At 62.7% G+C, this 14,915-nt stretch carries 15 protein-coding genes; all 15 read left to right on the forward strand.

Features of this window, described 5'->3' with window-relative positions:
• Positions 1–566 precede the first annotated feature (566 nt).
• The 15 genes from CSC66_RS09450 to pilV all read left to right on the forward strand — a co-directional run bounded on the left by CSC66_RS09450 (position 567) and on the right by pilV (position 14,908).
• Positions 567–1,037, forward strand: a complete 471-nt coding sequence (locus CSC66_RS09450) for a DotD/TraH family lipoprotein (protein WP_162377155.1) — start codon at positions 567–569, stop codon at positions 1,035–1,037.
• The gene (locus tag CSC66_RS09455) at positions 1,024–1,815 is read left to right on the forward strand and encodes a type IV secretory system conjugative DNA transfer family protein (RefSeq protein ID WP_162377156.1); all 792 of its coding nucleotides are present in this window, start codon (positions 1,024–1,026) and stop codon (positions 1,813–1,815) included. Before CSC66_RS09450 ends, CSC66_RS09455 begins: the two co-directional genes overlap by 14 nt.
• Positions 1,808–2,995: an ATPase, T2SS/T4P/T4SS family gene (locus CSC66_RS09460; RefSeq protein ID WP_162377157.1), complete on the forward strand. Its 1,188-nt coding sequence runs from the start codon at positions 1,808–1,810 to the stop codon at positions 2,993–2,995. The genes CSC66_RS09455 and CSC66_RS09460 overlap by 8 nt, the downstream gene beginning before the upstream one ends.
• On the forward strand, positions 2,982–3,248 hold the full coding sequence (gene icmT, locus CSC66_RS17815) for an IcmT/TraK family protein (protein WP_202935621.1): 267 nt from the start codon (positions 2,982–2,984) through the stop codon (positions 3,246–3,248). The genes CSC66_RS09460 and icmT overlap by 14 nt, the downstream gene beginning before the upstream one ends.
• A gap of 29 nt (positions 3,249–3,277) precedes the next feature.
• A complete protein-coding gene (locus CSC66_RS09465) occupies positions 3,278–4,243 on the forward strand; it encodes a hypothetical protein (RefSeq protein ID WP_162377158.1) in 966 nt (321 codons plus the stop codon).
• Positions 4,240–4,716, forward strand: a complete 477-nt coding sequence (locus CSC66_RS09470) for a hypothetical protein (protein WP_162377159.1) — start codon at positions 4,240–4,242, stop codon at positions 4,714–4,716. The genes CSC66_RS09465 and CSC66_RS09470 overlap by 4 nt, the downstream gene beginning before the upstream one ends.
• Positions 4,713–5,546 (forward strand): TcpQ domain-containing protein, encoded by an 834-nt coding sequence (locus CSC66_RS09475; RefSeq protein ID WP_162377160.1) that lies wholly within the window; start codon positions 4,713–4,715, stop codon positions 5,544–5,546. Before CSC66_RS09470 ends, CSC66_RS09475 begins: the two co-directional genes overlap by 4 nt.
• Positions 5,547–5,550: 4 nt before the next feature.
• The gene (gene pilN, locus CSC66_RS09480; protein WP_162377161.1) at positions 5,551–7,242 is read left to right on the forward strand and encodes a PilN family type IVB pilus formation outer membrane protein; all 1,692 of its coding nucleotides are present in this window, start codon (positions 5,551–5,553) and stop codon (positions 7,240–7,242) included.
• A 63-nt stretch (positions 7,243–7,305) separates the two neighbouring features.
• A complete protein-coding gene (gene pilO2 / locus CSC66_RS09485; protein ID WP_162377162.1) occupies positions 7,306–8,580 on the forward strand; it encodes a type 4b pilus protein PilO2 in 1,275 nt (424 codons plus the stop codon).
• Positions 8,570–9,100 (forward strand): type IV pilus biogenesis protein PilP, encoded by a 531-nt coding sequence (pilP, locus tag CSC66_RS09490; protein WP_162377163.1) that lies wholly within the window; start codon positions 8,570–8,572, stop codon positions 9,098–9,100. The genes pilO2 and pilP overlap by 11 nt, the downstream gene beginning before the upstream one ends.
• A gap of 194 nt (positions 9,101–9,294) precedes the next feature.
• A complete protein-coding gene (locus CSC66_RS09495; RefSeq protein ID WP_162377164.1) occupies positions 9,295–10,713 on the forward strand; it encodes a GspE/PulE family protein in 1,419 nt (472 codons plus the stop codon).
• A 34-nt stretch (positions 10,714–10,747) separates the two neighbouring features.
• Positions 10,748–11,779: a type II secretion system F family protein gene (locus tag CSC66_RS09500; protein ID WP_238394353.1), complete on the forward strand. Its 1,032-nt coding sequence runs from the start codon at positions 10,748–10,750 to the stop codon at positions 11,777–11,779.
• Between the two features lie 18 nt (positions 11,780–11,797).
• Complete coding sequence (locus CSC66_RS09505) at positions 11,798–12,334, forward strand: type 4 pilus major pilin (protein ID WP_162377202.1); 537 nt, start codon at positions 11,798–11,800, stop codon at positions 12,332–12,334.
• A 13-nt stretch (positions 12,335–12,347) separates the two neighbouring features.
• Positions 12,348–13,328, forward strand: coding sequence for an ATPase, T2SS/T4P/T4SS family (locus tag CSC66_RS09510; RefSeq protein WP_162377166.1), 981 nt, complete (start codon positions 12,348–12,350; stop codon positions 13,326–13,328).
• On the forward strand, positions 13,325–14,908 hold the full coding sequence (gene pilV / locus CSC66_RS09515; protein WP_162377167.1) for a shufflon system plasmid conjugative transfer pilus tip adhesin PilV: 1,584 nt from the start codon (positions 13,325–13,327) through the stop codon (positions 14,906–14,908). Before CSC66_RS09510 ends, pilV begins: the two co-directional genes overlap by 4 nt.
• Positions 14,909–14,915: the final 7 nt, after the last annotated feature.

Raw genomic sequence — 14,915 nt, forward strand, 5'->3', positions numbered from 1 at the left:
CACCATAGTTTGGCCACCTGGGGCGGAGTGGTTGGAGAACGGTGCTGTCCGTTGTGTGCTGTGAAATCACCTGAAACGAAATCACATGATGTGATTTGAAATCGTTTGTTGCGCCCCAGAAATTGGGGCCTCAGCGTGATATCCGGGGGTTTGCGTCCGCTTCCAGGTGGGCCGGGGAGGGTGGTCGGCCTGATGCGCCCCCAAATTTGGGGCGTAAGGGCGTTGGTGATAGGGCGGTCGGGCCATTCCCGTCTGCTCTGCTTACTCATACTTATAGATCGTGAAACGGTGGGGCTGCTGGCGAGGTGGTCAAGCGTGTTCAGGCTCGTGGGCAAGGGGTGGGCATCGGCACGTGTCCACGGCTTGTCCATCACCCTGTACACCGGTCGCCGCGAGCGGCGATGTCCACGTCGGGGCGCCGTTGGGATCTGTGGCCGACCTGGCGCAGGGGAGCCCACGATCGCGAACAATAGGCAGCAATAGACCAGCCGTCACTTTCGTTATAGGATAGGGACAACTGCGATACACGTATCGCGCATTGCCACCCGACCGTAACGAGACGGCTGATGAAACGAGTAGCGACGTGCATGGTGGCGGCCCTCCTGGCCGGCTGTGCGACCAAAGCCCCGGTCACAGCGCCGCATGACCCCACCGTCGAGGCAATCGAGAAGTCTGCCTCCGAAATTTCGACCGCGCTGACGCGCCTGGCGGAGGTCGAGCAGTACGACCGAATGCGGCAGATGCCTGACCAGCCGAAGGCTTACACGCAGGTCCCGGACATGGTGCAGATGATCTCCATCCCGTGGGATGGTCCGATCGAAGCAGCGGTCCGCAAGCTGTCGAAGGAGGCCGGGTACACGACCCGCGTGCTGGGCCGTACCCCGGTCATCCCGGTGCTGGTGCGTCTGGACAACCAGCCGGCTTCGATCTCTGACCACCTGCGCAACTTGGGCTACCAAGCCGGCAGCCGGGCAGACATCACGATCTTCCCGGGCAACAAGGTCGTCGAACTGAGCTACCGCGATGCTGGCCTTTGACGCGCCCCCGACCCTGGACGACGTCCTGGCCGGCCGGGACACGGTTGCGATCGAGCAGCGTCTGGACAAAGACGTCAGCGAGCTTCGCCTGTCCGCCCTGAAGGCCGTCGCTCTTCAGGTGGGAACCCAGGCCGGGTTCCAGCGTCGCTCCTACGAGATCGAGCAGAGCATCAAGGAGCAGGCTCCGCGTCTGGACCAGGTCTACAACTTCCAGGGCCTGATCCTGGACAACAACGTGGTGCCCCCGGTGCTGGTCGAAGCGCGTGATGTGGTCCGCGCTCCCGACGACAGCACTCTGCGCTTGGCCGACACGACGTTCGAGATCGTGATACAGGCCAAGTTCGCAACGGCCACGCCGAGCTGGCGCGACTACCTGGTGCGCGGCAATGCGCTGACGCCGACGACCTACAAGCCGGATCCGGTGATGACGCCGCGCAACGACGCAGAGCGCAAGTTCTGGCAGGCGCAGGTCGCCGCAGGCTGGGAGGCGGGCGAGAAGCAGGCGGAACTGGTATTCCAATCCGAGCTGGCCCGGCTCAACCGGGACTTCAAGGGCATGGTCCTCTACCGCTCACTGCTGTACCGGAACATGGTCAGCAAGCCGTTCGTGTCGGAGGCCCGCATGGGCGTGACCGGCGACGGCAACAAGATCGCCATCAACGATCGCGTCCTACGGATCGTCGCCAAGCCCCAACTGGAGACCCGGTCGGACCGGTGGAATGCCCCGATCCTCCCGGCTCGGCCGACGGCGGCGGGGGAGGGTGGCGCACATGACTGAAGGCCAATTCCTGTTCGATCGCGAGCCGAGCCGCTTCGGCCGGGAAGAGTTCGATCGCCTGCTCGTGCATGCCAAGCGCATCGAGGCCTCGGACATCCACTTGCAGAGCGCCAGCAAGGTGCTGATGCGAATCCATGGCCAGATGCACGCGGTGACCCGGCGTCGGCTGGAGGACGCCGAAATGTCCGAGATCTGCCGGGTGCTCTACGAGGGAGATAACGGCGAGCTGGAGATCCGGTCGGGCAAGCCCCTGGACAATGCCTATGTGCTGAAGCTCGATCGCGACACGGGACTTCGCTTCCGCTGGAACGGTACCGGTTGCGAAGTGCGCGGCGGGACTGGCCTGAAGTTCACCCTGCGCGAACTGCCGGACATGCCTCCCCAACTGCCGGCCGACGAGCTCGGTGCGAACCTGGTCAATGCGTTGTACCCGGACGAAGGCCTGGTGCTGATCTGTGGTGCAACGGGTTCGGGCAAGAGCACCCTGATGGCAGGCGTCATCCGAAACAAGCTCGAAGACCCTGACGCCCACGAGAACATCATGGAGGCATCCGCCCCCATCGAGTTCACCTACGCACGGGTCCTGGCACACCCGAACTGCACCTCGACGATCACCCAGTCGGCAGTACCGCAGAATCTGCCATCGTTCGCCGCAGCCATTCCGAACTTCCTTCGATGCGACCCTGATCGGATCATCATCGGCGAGTCGCGTGACGCTGCGACGATCAAGGCATCCAATCTGGCCGCGCAGACAGGGCACGCGCTCTACACGACGGTGCATGCCAACTCAGTTGGCGGTGTATTCCTGCGCATGATGCAGTCGTTGCCGTCGCACGAGGTTGCTTCGGAGCTCGGCAGCCTGATCGAAGCCTCGCGTCTGATCATCTGCCAGAAGCTGCTGCCGTCTCTGGACGGTCGCCGCGTGGCCGTCCGCGAAACGCTCGTTCTGGATCGAGAAGTGCGGAAGGCGTTGCTATCAGTGGTGGCGCGGAATATCAGCAATCTGCCGAACTTCGCTGCAGATCTTGTCCGCGAGGCGGGAACTCCGATGTGGAAGCACGCCGATTGCTTGGTAGAGCAAGGCAGGATCGACCCAATCCAGGCCGACCTGATGAAGGCTGATCTCGGCATCAGCTCACCCAGCCGCGAACCCACGGAGGCACTGGATGCCGCGGCCTAACGTCTGGCGTGACTCCGCCGAAACCACGCGCCTGTGGGTCTTCGATGCGCTCGCCGGCTTCCCCCTGATCTTGATGCTCTTGCACCTGCGCTGGTGGACCTTCGGCGTGGCAGTGACGTGCTTCGTAGTCTTCGGTGTGCTAGAGCGCATGGGCTACAGCGTTCGGTTCGCTCTCAGGCGCTTGAGAGCGATTGCAGGTGGATCCGTGAAGCTCGGACAGCCGTGGTGGGGCAAGAGGCAGGAGCGCCTGTGATGGATGCCCCAGGGCCCGCCTGCATAGCGATGGACCTCGATTCGGTGGTCACGTTCTCGTGCCGGACCGATAGTGGCCCGCGCCATAGCACCGTCTCATATGTCAGGGCGATCGAATGCGTCGCCGGATCCGTGCATGCGTACTCCACGGAGGGGCGCCCCTTCCTCATCCATCGCGCAGAGCTGGAGGCATCACCGGATGCTCTGACTTCGGCGGAGTACCGCGTTCGCGTAGTTGCCGAGCTGGCAAGATCGATGCCACCAGGTGCTGCACAGGCCATGCTCGTGACGGGCATGGCGATGGGAGCGTACTTCGACGAGGGGGGCGCTGCGCGTGACGATGTGCTGGAGGTCGAGAACTCGCTTTCAATTCCGGTACTCGACGCACGTGGTCAGCTAAGCGCCACTACGTCTGTGGGACAGGTTCGCGTCCTCCCGCGCACGGTCTGTGCCTTCATGGACTGGGCGCTGAGTGACGATGCTGAAGTTCGCAGTGAAGCTGTCGAAGCGGAGCGTGTGCTGGTTGTGGACGTCGCTATGAATGCGACGTCAATTGCAGGGTTCGATGCCACTACCCAAGCCCTGATCGATTCCACCTACATGGAGATCCCGATCGGCTGGGCGCGAGCAGCTCGCCTGCTGAGGAATGAGATCCAGGTAGCGCACAACTGTGGAGGTGTCCATCTCGGCGCTGTGGTCGAGGCATTGCGTCATGGCCAGTACCACTATCGGGGTGACGCCTGGTCCTGCGTGGAGACGCTGGTGTCGGCGTTTGGCGACCTGGGCAGGCACGCCGCAGCTTGGGTCGATCAGGTTCAGGCCGGCGACGAATCGAAGAAGTTCAAGGTGGTCGTCAGTGGCCTGGGCGGTGCCTTCCTCACCAAGGCACTCGGGGCTCTCGGTGTGCGAGATCCGTATTGCCCGATCAATCCCGAGGCGAGCAATGCGCGAGGGATGCTGAAGTTCGGCCTGCTCGCGATCAGGGAGGGGCTGTGAACCAGGACCGCATCGAGCGCGACACGCGAACACATGCCGAGAGGAATGAGGGCAAGGCGACGCGCCGTCTCCAGTTCACTCTGCATCGGGGGCCGCACGAATCAATGTTCCTCGCCACTTACGACGAAGTCCTGGGCGTGCTTGGGCACAAGGCTGCGGGTGAGTTCGTGGCTCGGTGTGTGCTCGTTGGTGCGGCACTGATGCAGCCTCAGCCAATCGATATCCGCGATCTGTTGGAGAAGCTTGGTCGGAGACACGCTGGCGCATTCCAGGCTCCCGCAGGTGATATCGACGAAGGAAGCGACGCTGATCTGCCCCCGGAAGCGAGTGTCGTAGTGGAGGCAGGACAAGCTGAAGGACAGACCAAACCACGTGGTGAGGGCCGCGACGTCAGAGAGGTTCCCGCCGGTAGGGGACTGAGTCTGGTTACCAACTTGCTGGGTCGGTCGACGGCAGGACAGGAAGGAAAATGAACACGAAGAACCAATCGAAGCTCGCGGCGACCACCCTTGCGATCACGCTTATGGCCACCTCGTGGGCGAGCTACGCAGGATTTCGCGTGGTGGACCAAGTCCAACCGAAGGCCGCACGCCCGACGCCGGCAGCGACGCCAGCGATTGCGGCGGAGGATCAGTTCGGCTTCTCGACTGGACGGCCTGTGGTGAAGGAGAGCGGACTTCCGCGAGAGCGGGACGTGCGCCACGGGTTCGGTCGTGATCTCCCCATCGCTCTGGTCCTGCAGCAGATCGTGCCGAAGGGATGGCATACCGAAGTCGCGCCGAAGGGTGCGGCGACGGCGCGCGTAGCCAGCTGGAGCGGCGGCAAGCCATGGACGGATGTCCTGGCCGCAGTGGCGACGTCGACCGGGACCTATGTCGACCTGGACTGGGACCGATCGAGCGTGGTCGTGACCGTGCCCGAGAAGAAAGCAGCCACCCAGGTGGCCAGCGCGGTCAGCGCTGCGCCTCATAGTCCGAAGTCACCATCGATGTCCGCTCCTGGCGCCGCAAGCGGCGCGGCAACAGCAAAGGCAGCGCCCGCCCAGACCCGTGAGTGGGTTGCGAACCATGGTGAGTCGCTGCGCCTTACTACTGAGCGCTGGGCTGCAAGTGCAGGCTGGACGGTGTACTGGAACCTGAAGAACGGGGCCGACTACGAAACCATCGCTGTACGTTCGCAGGAAGACTTCCTCAAGGCCCTGCGGCAGCTGTATGCGCCATACATGAAGGCCGAAGGAGATCGGGATCGTCCGCTCCGAGTCTCGGCATACCCGCGTCAGAACATCATCGTCATTACGGAGTAACCACATGCACCGCTTTCGCAACGCCGCTGTAACGGCCCTCGCTACGGTGCTGCTGGCAAGCTGCAGCACCTTCCACACAGCACCGGAAACCGAGCGCGAAGCGCGTTCGAGCATTGGCGAAGCCGATGCGCTGCTGGAATCAATCCGGACGGGCAATCCGGCGCCGTCGGCATTCCAGGTGATCGACAACGCCGACTATGTACCGCCCAAGCCCAAGCGGATCGAGCGAGCGGCCAGCCTGCCGATGCGCTGCGACATCGAATTTCGTCCGGGCGGTCCGGTCACCTTGCTGGAGGTAAGCCAGAAGATCAACAAGGACTGTGGCTTTCAGGTACGTATCACCCCGGATGCGATCGACGCGCTGAGCAGTGCTGGAAGCGGCTCAGCCAACTCGTCCGGTGACGCCGGCGCGGCACCACTGCCGCCGCTCCCGCTTGTACCGTCTATGGGTGGCGCTATCGGCCCGACGGCATCGCTCAACTATGGCCCGCGTGCGGACCAAATCTCGATCTTCTACAAGGGAGACGTGTCGGGCCTGCTCAACGCGATCGCGGCACGCTTCGGCTTGTCCTGGAAGTACAGCGACGGCGGAGTGACCATCTATCACCTTGATACGCGCATCTTCCGCGTGTTCTCGATCCCGACGGCCACCGACGTGCAAAGCACTGTCACCTCAGGGACGACAACGGCCATGGGCACGTCGGGTGGAGCGATGGGGGCCGGTGGTGCTAGTGCCGGCGCCTCTGGCGGCGTGAGCGGTGAAGCGGGCACCAAGCAGTCGACGACGGTCTCGCTGACCACGTCACCTGCGGAAGACCTCACCCGCAGCGTGGAATCGATGCTGACCAGGGGCAAGGGCAGGGCGTTCTTTTCCAAGTCGAACGCCACGCTCACGGTGACCGATACCCCGGAGGTCCTTGATCGGATCGCCCTGCTCGTCGACGAGCTCAACGCGAATGCAACGACGCAAGTTCTCCTCAACATCAAGGTGGTCTCCGTCCAGCTGAATGATTCCGATGAGCTCGGGATCAAGTGGGACCTGATCTATACCAACCTGGCCCAGGAGTATGGCCTGGGGCTTACCAACGGCTTCCAGAACAGTGCGGATGCTGTCTCCGGCTCTGTCAGCATCCTGCAGGGAAGCAGCCGGTTCAGCGGCTCGAACCTGGTTGTGAATGCACTCGCGAAGCAGGGCGTTGTTTCGATGGTCACGCAGCCCAGCGTGACCACGCTCAACTTGGAGCCAGTGCCGGTGCAGGTTGCGACGCAAACCGGTTACGTGGCCCAGACGCAAACGACCATCAGCGGTGGTTCGAGCGACTTCGCGCAGACCAGCCGGACCCCGGGGACGGTTACCACCGGTTTCAACATGAATCTGTTGCCCTACGTGCTTCCGGATGCGGAAACGGTTCTGCTGCAGTTCTCGATGCAGATGGCCGCGCCACCCACCATCCGTAGCATCGGCGACGAAACCAACCTGATCGAGATCCCGGAGGTTGCCAGCCGTACCTTCTCGCAGAAGGTGAAGCTGCGTAGTGGCGAAACGTTGATCCTCAGCGGGTTTGATCAGACCGCCAATCGGAGCGACAAATCCGGAGTGGGCAGCCCGCGAAACTGGCTCTTCGGTGGCGGGCGCCGTGCAACGCATGGTCGTGAGGTCATCGTCGTGCTGATCACGCCGATCATCCAGGGCTGACCGATGACTCCGTTCTCTGACGCTGCAGCGCTTACGACCATCGAAGTAAACGGAAGGAGCTTCGTGAGCGGCCTCACGTGGGTTGCTCTCACCAAGCCACACAATTTCATGGATGAAGCGCGCCGCATTGGCAAGCAGCGCAACATGGACATGGTGGCAATCCGCGAGGTGCCGGTTACGGCTGGCGCCGCTGCGCAGGCTGGCTTTGCGCCAAAGTCGCCCAACAAGAAAATGCGTGGCATGTACTCCCTGGCGGCGGCCCTCTCGGGCAACCCGACGCTGGGTCAGAACTTCCTCGCGGTGTTCGAGCTCTCGGCGGACCGTTACGCATTCGTTGCCGTGCACAACGGCGTCGTCATGGCGGGGCGAGACATCGTGGCGGATCGAGCCACTGTGGAAGTCGACTTCAACGACGTCTTCCAGTTGCTCTCCACCGAATCCACGGAAGAGAAGTGGACCAAAACCGGTGTCATCGTAGCGCCGGAGGATTGGGACTATCCCGCCAAGCACATGAGCTTGGAGGAGCTACTGCCTCCCAAGATGGATCTGCGGAAGTACCGGCTCCATCCGCTCACGTTCGGTTTGACGATTCGGGAGATCGCGCTGATCTGCCTGGCATGCGTGCTGTTGATCGGCGCTGCCCTGGGCTATGTGCACTGGGAGCGAAGGAAGGAGCAGCAGCGCACGGCGGAAGCGACCGCGCTTCGACTGGCCATGGAGCAGCAGAAGGCAGCGCAGGAGGTCGCAGTCATCGCCAAGCCTTGGGAGAGCGAGCCCGGGCCTATCGCCCTGCTCGCTGCATGCCAGGAATACTGGGCCAGGATCCCCCTTTCGCTCGGGGGCTGGGTCTTCGCCAAGGGGACCTGTAACGCCAAGGGCGCTGCAGCCACATTTGAACGGCCGGAGCATGGGACCACTGTCAATGCATTCACCGAGGCGGCTGTCGGCGCCGGGTTCAGCCCGCCTGCAATGTATGACATGGGGACCTCCGCGGTGTTTGCGCAGGCGCTCAGTCTGGAAGCCAAGGCGGCCGATCAGCTGCAGAGCACGACTCTCGCACTGCAGAACTTCACCAACACCATGCAACAGGCGTCCGAGGCGTCAGGGACCCAGTTCCAGATGAGCGAGGTTCCGTGGACGCCCCCGGCCGAGAAGCCGGATGCGCCAGCGCCGGACTGGAAGACCACCACGTTCCAGGTCAAGACGCTGCTCAGTCCTAACCAGCTTCTCGCGCCGGTTACCGAGGATGGAATGCGCATTCGCGAGATCGCAGTAGAGCTCAACCACGACGACGCCCAACTCACTTGGAATATCACCGGAGAAATCTATGGTCGCTAACTTCATGAAGATGGCCGCAGTGCTGCTGCTGGCAGCAGCACCTGGCATCAGCCAGGCCGTTGTGCCGTCCGTGGCGGAGCTGGACGCAGTCCAAGGCGAAACCCTGATGATGCGAGCGCAGGCGGCAAAGGCGAAGGCCGCCCAGGAACTCACGGAGCTCAACGCGCCAGCAAGTGGCGCTGTAGATTCGGGCGCACAAGCCGTGACCAAGAGCGCGGAAGCGCAGCTTCCCGCGGCGCGCGGTCTATTCGGTGCCAACGGCACTCGATACGTGGAGTTCCTGTACTCCAACGGCGGAATGGCTGAGGGCAAGGTCGGCGATCACCTCCCGGGCGGATTCAAGGTGATCGCGTTTGATCAGGGCGGCGTGGATCTGCAGGCGGCCGGCGGAAAACGGCATCGCATTCCGTTCTCGCTGCAAGCGCCTGCTCCGCAGTCCGAGCCCACCGCCGCTGTGCGCGGCGTGACCCCGATCGCTAGCCCGTACCTTCCGCTGCCAGCTCCTGCACCGGCCAAGTAAATTCTATGAGCGCTCTCTCAAGCACTGTGCAAGTCGCAACTCAGCAGGCGAGCAACCCGCCTGCTCAGCCATCAATGTCTCTCGTAGGAGGGCAGTCGAAGACCGAGTACGTGCGCGTGGAGAGCCAGGCTGGCGGGAGGTTTCCTGCGGATCCGGCCACACAGGGAAAGCTGTGTCTCCTGGCCGATGGCCGCTTGCTGGTCTTGGACGGGCAGCGGCTGACGCCCCTGGTGCAGCAGTATGAGGCCGGACTTCGCCAAGCCCGGTTTCCCTATGCCGTTGAGCACGTCAGCCTCTCCGAGCTGCGGGAGCATTACCAGAACGCGGCGATCAGGTCGTCAGTCAAAGTAGTTGCGCAGGCGTCGGAGAGCGATCGCCAGCAGAAGGTCATCCAGCTGGTCATGCAGGCCGCTCGCATGGGTGCGAGTGACATGCATTTCATCATCAAGCGCGAGATTGGCGAGATTCGCTATCGCATCAACGGCCTTCTGGAGACGATCAAGGGCAACGAGATGGAGGCCGACGAGGTGCGGGGCCTGCTGTCGACCATCTATCTGTCGATGCTCGATTCGGCCGGCGACGCAGTCTATAACGAAGGCAAACCGCAGGACGGTCGCGTGGACCAGCGCTTCCTGTCGGCGGCAGGCCTTCACGGCATCCGCACCGCGACGCGCCCCACCGACCGCGGCCAGATCGGCATTCTTCGCTTGCTTTACGGCGGCAAGCGTCGATCCCTGGACGAGCTGGGGTACCTGCCCGAGCAAGTGGCATTGATGCGTCGAATGGCGCAGCGGCGCGTGGGCATCAGTATCCTCTCCGGTCCTACCGGCAGCGGGAAGAGCACGACGCTGTCGGCGGTCTTCGAGCTACAGGTCGCTCACTTCGCAAATCAACTCCATATCCTCACGATCGAGGATCCACCGGAGACGATTATCGAAGGGGTAAACCATACTCCGGTGGATCGCGACAGCAACAACGAGCCGGACTGGTGGGCGTCGATCAAGAATTCGATGCGGCTGGATCCCGACGTCATCGGCATTGGCGAGATGCGCGACGAGCATTCCGCAGAGGCAGCATTCCAGGCAGCAATGACCGGCCACTCGGTGTGGACCACCCTGCACGCGAACGACTCGTTCGCCATCGTGCAGCGGCTACTTGAGCTCGGCGTGGACCAAGGCCTCGTGATGGATCCTGCGATCTTGGGTCTGCTGGGCAGCCAGAGCCTGGCGCCCACACTGTGCCCGCACTGCAAGGTCGCCTGGAAGGACCGCCCCGGTAGCTATGACGCTGGCACTGCCGCTCGCGTGGAAGCCACCTGCGATACCACCAAAGTCCATGTAGCCATCGGCTGCAAAGTGTGTCGCGGGACAGGAGCCGGCGGAAGGACTCTGCTTGCGGAGTTGGTGGAAACCAATCTCGATCTCTTCAGGACCTACAGGAAGAAGGGCAAGGCGGAGGCGCGTGCGCAATGGATGGCGCAGGGCGGGATCACCAAGACGCGTCACCTGATCAAACGGGTCGAAGAAGGACTCATCGATCCAATCCATGCGGAGGCGGCCGTCGGGCTGCTCGACGCTGACCTCCAAACCTCAGCGAGTCGGTACGATGATTGACAGATCCATGCTTCACGAGCGCTACGTGCGCTGGATGCTCGCGCCGGATGTGCGTGCCCAGATCTACACCACTCTAGCCATGCTGCTTGAGAACAAGGTTCAGCTGATCAATGCGCTGGACAAGCTCTATGAGGTGTACAGCAATGGCGGAAAGCAGCGAAGCGCGGCGAGCATATTCCTCGCCGAGGCGCGAACTGTCATCCGCGAGGGCCAGCCGCTGAGCAAGGCGTTCGCCCGGTACATCTCAGCGGAAGAGGCGTCGATCATCCAGGCTGGTGAGCGCTCAGGGAGACTGCGCGAGGCGTTCCGCGATGCGATCGACAACATCAAGCGGAAGACGGCGATCCGCAATGCCGTCCTCAGCGGCGCAGCTTACCCGGTCGTCTTGACGGGGCTGCTGATCACGATGCTCTACATCGTGGCCACGCGTCTCATGCCTACCCTGGCGAGGGCGATCGACCTGGAGACGCTTAGCGGTCCTGCCTATTGGCTACACGTCATGTCGAGCCTGCTTATGGGCTACGGCCTGTACGCAGCAATAGCCATCGTTGTGGCTGGTGGATGGGTCGCCTGGTCAATGCCGAACCTGACGGGCAAGACCCGGGTCCGCCTCGATCGCTTTCCACCGTGGTCGGTGTATCGCGCAAGCAATGGCTCCTCTTTCCTCCTGAACGTCGCGGTGATGGTGCAGAGCGGAATCAAGCTCCTGGATGCGCTCAACCAGCTCTATCAGACGGCCAACCCCTACATGCAGGAGCGCATCGGCGCCGTCATCCAAGGTATTCAGCGTGGCCGCAACCTGGGGGAGGCTCTGGACGACTGCGAGATGGAGTTTCCGGATCGAAAGGCGGTCCGCCTTCTTCTGCTGTTAGCTGGCAACTCAGGCTTTGAGGAAAGCCTGCAGAACTTCTCCATCGAGTGGGCGGACGAAACCGTCGCACGCGTGCAGGCCATGATGCGCCTGTTCTTCATAGTCGCCCTCATGGCCGTCGGCGGTACGGCCGTGATGATTGTTTCATCTACCGCCGAGATTCAGAGCGCAATCGAACAATCCACCCAACGCTGAGAAACAGGAGCTACACGCATGTCCAGGAATCGCAACTACTCGTTCGCTCGCAAGCAGGCCGGTCTGACGCTGATCGAGCTTTCCATCGGTATCGTCATCGGTCTGGTCATCCTGGCCGTTGCGGTCGGCGCCATCTCGTCGACCATGAGCAAGAGCGACATCAACTCCGACGCGCAGGGACTCAGTGGCATCATCGCTGGAACCAAGACCTTGCGCACGAATGGCAGCTATGGTGCGACCGGTACGAACCTGGTTCCTTCGTTGATCGCGCTCAAGGCCGTACCCTCGTCGGTGACGGTTTCCGGAACCACCCTGCAGAACCAGTGGGGTGGCAGCCTCACGGTCGTGAGCACCGGCAACGGGTACACGGTTACCACCTCGGCCATCCCGCAGGATGCCTGCATCGAGCATGCGATCAAGCTGTCGAAGACGATGCTCAGCACCTCGATCAATGCCGGAGCCGACATCGGCGGCGCGGTGACTGCTGCCCAGGCGACCACGGGGTGCAACGCCTCTGGGAACGCCAACAGCATCGCGTTCTCGGCTTCGACCTGACGCAGCGCTTACGATGATTGCACCTGAGCTCGCAGAGCTGGCGTTCGTCGATCTGTACCTGGGCGCCCGGTACGCGGACTACAGTCCGCTTGCCGGTGCGTTTGCGCCGCGCATGGACCTGCCTGAAGGCCTTCGGGAGGCCGCGGAGAGGCTGCGTGCGGCGTGCCAGGAGGCGCATGAGCACGCCGGCGACAGTCGATTCACGATTGAGTTGGCCGGGCCAGGCACCCTCTGTCGCGTACAGGTCATGCACGACCTGCGCGCTGAGCCGGTGTTCGTTCTGCGAAGGATCGCATCGGAGATTCGACCCTTCGACAGACTAGGCCTACCGTCGTACGTGATCCAGTTTCTGATGCAGTCATCGACGCGTGGCCTGATCATCTTCGTGGGCGAGCAGGGCACGGGCAAAACGACTTCGGCTGCGTCATTGCTCTCGGCCCGCCTACACGCGCTGGGCGGGCGAGCTTTGGCAGTGGAGGATCCGCCCGAGACGATGCTTGATGGTCTACACGGGCCGGGACGGTGCCTGCAGGTTCCCGTGAGCAAGCGGCATGGAAGCTATTCCGAGCAGATCCACAACGGCATGCGCTCGGGCGTGAGCACCTTGCTGATCGGCGAAGTGAGAAGCGCGGAGACTGCGCGGGAGGCTGTGACGCAGAGCATCAACGGCATGACGGTGATTACCACCATCCATGGGACGGACCCTAGTGATGGGCTGCGCCGTCTTGTGACCTGGGCGGAGGCCACCCAGGATGGATTGAGCAATGCTGCCGACCTCCTTGCGTCCGGCCTGGCCGGGGTTGTTCACCAGCGCATCGAGCGCATCGGTCAGCCAGACGGGCCGCAGAAGGCCAAGGCGATGTTCAAGTCGCTGCTCGTCCCGCCTCCGGACGATCAGGCGGGGGCGGGTATACGCAGCAAGGTGCGAAATGGCGACATGGACGGCTTGAAAGAAGACATCGAGCAGCAGGTCAGGAGACAGCAGTGGAAATGAATCGCAATCGTCAGAGGGGCTTCACCCTGATCGAGCTCCTTGTTGCGCTGATCATCGCGATCGGCGTCGTATCACTGGCAGCCGGGATGCTGGAGCGGGACGCACGTCGCAGCCGAAACGACAACACAGGGGAATGGCTTCGTATTGTTGCCAGCGCGGCCAGGGCCTATCGCAACGCGAACAAGGATGCCTTGATCGCCGGTGCAGGCAACTGGGCACCGGTTACGGTCACCGCAGCGCAGGTGGCGGCGTATCTTCCCAATGGCGTCAGTACGACCAACGCCTACGGGCAGACTTTCCAGGTGCGGTTCGTTGAGCCGACGACGGGACAGCTGGACGGTATGCTGATCACTACCGGTGGCGACAATCTCGACGGTCTGGACCTCGTGCACATCGCCAATGCTGCGAAGGGAGGGGCCGGCTATGTTGACCCGGCCGACACCTCGCACGCTCGCGGTCCTGGTGGAAACTGGCGACGCGGATTGCCCGAGTTCGGCGGAACGCCGGGCCCGGGCAAGCTCGCATATGCGTTGTTCTATGACGACGTGGCGGCAGTGAACGGCGGTGCGTCGGGTGACTTCCTCTCGCGAGTCGACGTGGCAGGGAAGCCGGAGCTAAACCGCATGAGCACGGCCATCGACATGGCCAATAACGACATCAATAACGTTAAGTGGGTGCGTGCGACGAAAGGCCTATTTGGCTCAATTTACATTGGCGCCAACACCTACGGTGACCCATACCCGTACGAAACTCTCGGTCTGCCGACCGGCGCCAATTTCCGCTTCAACATTGGCGGCGTCGAGCAGCTGTCGATCATGAACGATGGATCGATCAACGCGCGATCGCGAGTGACGGCGCCCAACATGACGGCGACTGGCACGGTCTCAGCAAACACGTTCAGCGGCAACAACTTCAATGGCACCTACGTCAACGTGTGGGACGTCCGCACCGGTGGAGGCGTTTACTCCGATCAGCTGATCACATCGCCCCGCTTCGACGGCAATGAATACTACGCGAACGGCTGGTTCCGCAGCCGCGGGAGTGCAGGCTGGTACAGCGAAACCTATGGTGGCGGCTGGCACATGACCGATTCCACGTGGATTCGCGCCTATGGCGGCAAGAACATCCACACGCCTGGTGAAATCAGGGCCGGAACCAGGCTGAGTTCGGCGGGGGAGATCACTGCAGCCGGCAATGTCGAAGGAACATACCTGAAGCCCAACGGGAGACCGAGCGTAGGCGGCGGCTGCGCCGAGAACGGCTTGATCGCCGCCACCTCCAGCGGCGAACCGCTCAACTGCGTGAGTGGCGTGTGGACACGCGCGGGCGGCCTCAGCTCCGCTGTGACGGTAACGAGTGCGAGTCGATCCCAAGGCAACTACTGGGTATATGCAACATGCCCGGCAGGCTACATGGTCAGCGGCGGAGGACATGTCACTGCGTACATGCAGAAGGCCTCCTCGCCGGAAGGTCCCCAGGAATCGCGCCCATTCCCTGAGTACAACGCGTGGGGCGTGCGGTCTGGTGGCGGTGCAAACACCGAAACGGGCGTGAACGCTTACGCCATCTGCGTGAGGTAGGAGACCC

The organism is Pseudoxanthomonas kaohsiungensis (assembly GCF_010211765.1).
GTDB classification, from domain to species: domain Bacteria; phylum Pseudomonadota; class Gammaproteobacteria; order Xanthomonadales; family Xanthomonadaceae; genus Pseudoxanthomonas; species Pseudoxanthomonas kaohsiungensis.